Annotated in this window: 3 protein-coding genes and 2 tRNA genes; 2 read left to right on the forward strand and 3 right to left on the reverse strand. The window is 68.9% G+C overall.

Translation table 11 applies throughout. The features are described 5' to 3' along the window. The first annotated feature begins 70 nt into the window (after window positions 1-70). Window positions 71-226, forward strand: a complete 156-nt coding sequence (locus ACY35P_RS15480) for a hypothetical protein (RefSeq protein WP_462116730.1) — start codon at window positions 71-73, stop codon at window positions 224-226. Next, window positions 223-1,053 (forward strand): alpha/beta hydrolase family protein, encoded by an 831-nt coding sequence (locus tag ACY35P_RS15485; protein ID WP_462116731.1) that lies wholly within the window; start codon window positions 223-225, stop codon window positions 1,051-1,053. The genes ACY35P_RS15480 and ACY35P_RS15485 overlap by 4 nt, the downstream gene beginning before the upstream one ends. 213 nt (window positions 1,054-1,266) lie before the next feature. Here the strand turns inward: ACY35P_RS15485 and ACY35P_RS15490 are convergent. From ACY35P_RS15490 to csrA, 3 genes are all read right to left on the reverse strand, one after another. After that, a tRNA-Arg gene (locus tag ACY35P_RS15490) sits at window positions 1,267-1,343 on the reverse strand. Between the two features lie 96 nt (window positions 1,344-1,439). After that, window positions 1,440-1,532, reverse strand: a tRNA-Ser gene (locus ACY35P_RS15495). A gap of 68 nt (window positions 1,533-1,600) precedes the next feature. Beyond that, entirely contained in the window at window positions 1,601-1,804 is a 204-nt protein-coding gene (gene csrA / locus ACY35P_RS15500) for a carbon storage regulator CsrA (protein ID WP_462116732.1), read from the reverse strand. Window positions 1,805-1,962: the final 158 nt, after the last annotated feature.

The raw sequence follows: 1,962 nt of genomic DNA on the forward strand, positions 1-1,962 counted from the left end.
ACGATGCTCACGCGGTCGCCGAGCCGGTATTCCTTGCCGCGACGGTCGCCGGTGAGCGTCTTGCGGATCGGTGGCCTCGGCCATCGCCGCCAACCTCGCGGTCGGGCACTCGCTGTCTACCGCCTGCGCGCTCGCGGCGGACTATGTCCATCATGCGCTGACGCTGGGGTACCGGCCCGGTCGCAGCGACGTCACGGTGCTCGACCACTTCGGCGCGATGCGGTGAGCATCGAGGTGCACTGGCAGCCGGTCGACGCCGGCGACGGGCATGAATGGAAGGTGCTCGTCGCGCGCGGTGCGGAGGTCGACCGGGTCCTCGTCTGGATTCCCGCGCTGGGCGTGCCGGCGCGCTCGTACGAGGCATTGGCGCGCGAGCTCGCATCGCGTGGCGTCGCGGTCGTGGTGCACGAATGGCGCGGTTTCGGCAGCAGCAACCTGCGCGCCTCGCGCCGCGTCGACTGGACGTACCGCGACCTGCTCACACGCGACATCGCCGCCACGCGCGCTTGGGCGGCGCGCGAGTTCGGCCCTGACGCGATCGTGGGCGGCCACAGCTTGGGCGGGCAACTCGCGACCTGCAGCCTTGCGCTGTCGCCCGGCGGTGCGCAGGCGTTGTGGCTGGTCGCGAGCGGCGCGCCGTACTGGCGCGTCTTCCCCGCGCCCCTGCGTTACGGGCTGCCGCTGGCCTACCGGTTCCTCGACGGACTGTCGCGCGCGTTCGGCACGCTGCCCGGGCGGCGGATCGGCTTCGGCGGCAACGAAGCGCGCAGCGTGATCCGGGAATGGTCGCGCACCGGGCTGACGGGGCGATACGACGTCCCGTCGATGGGCGACCTGCAGCCCGCCCTCGCCGCGCTCGACGTTCCGGTGCGCGCGGTCCTGCTCGAGCGCGACTGGCTCGCGCCGCGCGCCTCGCTGGACTTCCTCGTCGGCCGCACCGGTGCGTCGTCGAGCACCGTGCGCTCGCTCGACGACGCACGCCTCGGCGCCCACTCCGATCACTTCGCGTGGATGAAGGCACCGCGCGCGGTGGCGGACGCGCTGCTGGACTGACGCGGCACGACTCAGCGACGTTCGCGGTTCTGCGACGTAAGCGATCGCTTCCAGCCATCGTCGCTTGCATGACACTGGGCCACGAACGCCCGGGTTTCCCGCGCCAGTTGGCCTCGCGGGCGGACGTCCGCACTGCACCCTCCGTTGGCCACGCTCCCAACGAACACGCAAACGAAAAGGCCGATGGTTTCCCATCGGCCTTTCCGCTTTATCTGGCGCGCCCGGAAGGATTCGAACCTCCGACCCCCAAGTTCGTAGCCTGGTGCTCTATCCAGCTGAGCTACGGGCGCGTAGTCGAAAAATTATGACGTCCGCTGAATTGTTCGTCAATGGTTTTCGCAGCTGATCGTGTCGTTTCGTTGCTCGACCCGATGCAGCGGTGCCACTGGCGGAGACGGAGGGATTCGAACCCTCGATGGAGCTTTTGACCCCATACTCCCTTAGCAGGGGAGCCCCTTCGGCCTCTCGGGCACGTCTCCGGGAATTGCTCCGCGACTTTCGCCGCGAGGGCGCGATGTTAACGCCCCGGCCGCGATGCGGCAATGCGTCAGCCCTGCGCGTCGTCGACGGCTTCGTCGCGCGCCTCGCCGCCGCGCTGGATGCGCTGGTAGATCTCCTCGCGGTGAACCGCCACGTCCTTCGGCGCGGTGATACCGATCCGCACCTGGTTGCCCTTGACGCCGAGCACGGTCACGGAGACCTGGTCGCCGATCATGAGGGTTTCGCCGACGCGCCGCGTCAGGATAAGCATTACGACCTCCTTGACCCGGCACCGAGCCGGGAGCGCGGCCTCTGCCGCGCACTGATATTTGGACACAAACCCCCCCTCTTTTCGCGAGCGGCCATCCCCCTCCTCCCTTCCTCTTTCCCCCATCCCGAACCCCCTCTCCTTTCCTTCCCATCGGAAGA

The organism is Lysobacter xanthus, from assembly GCF_047159895.1.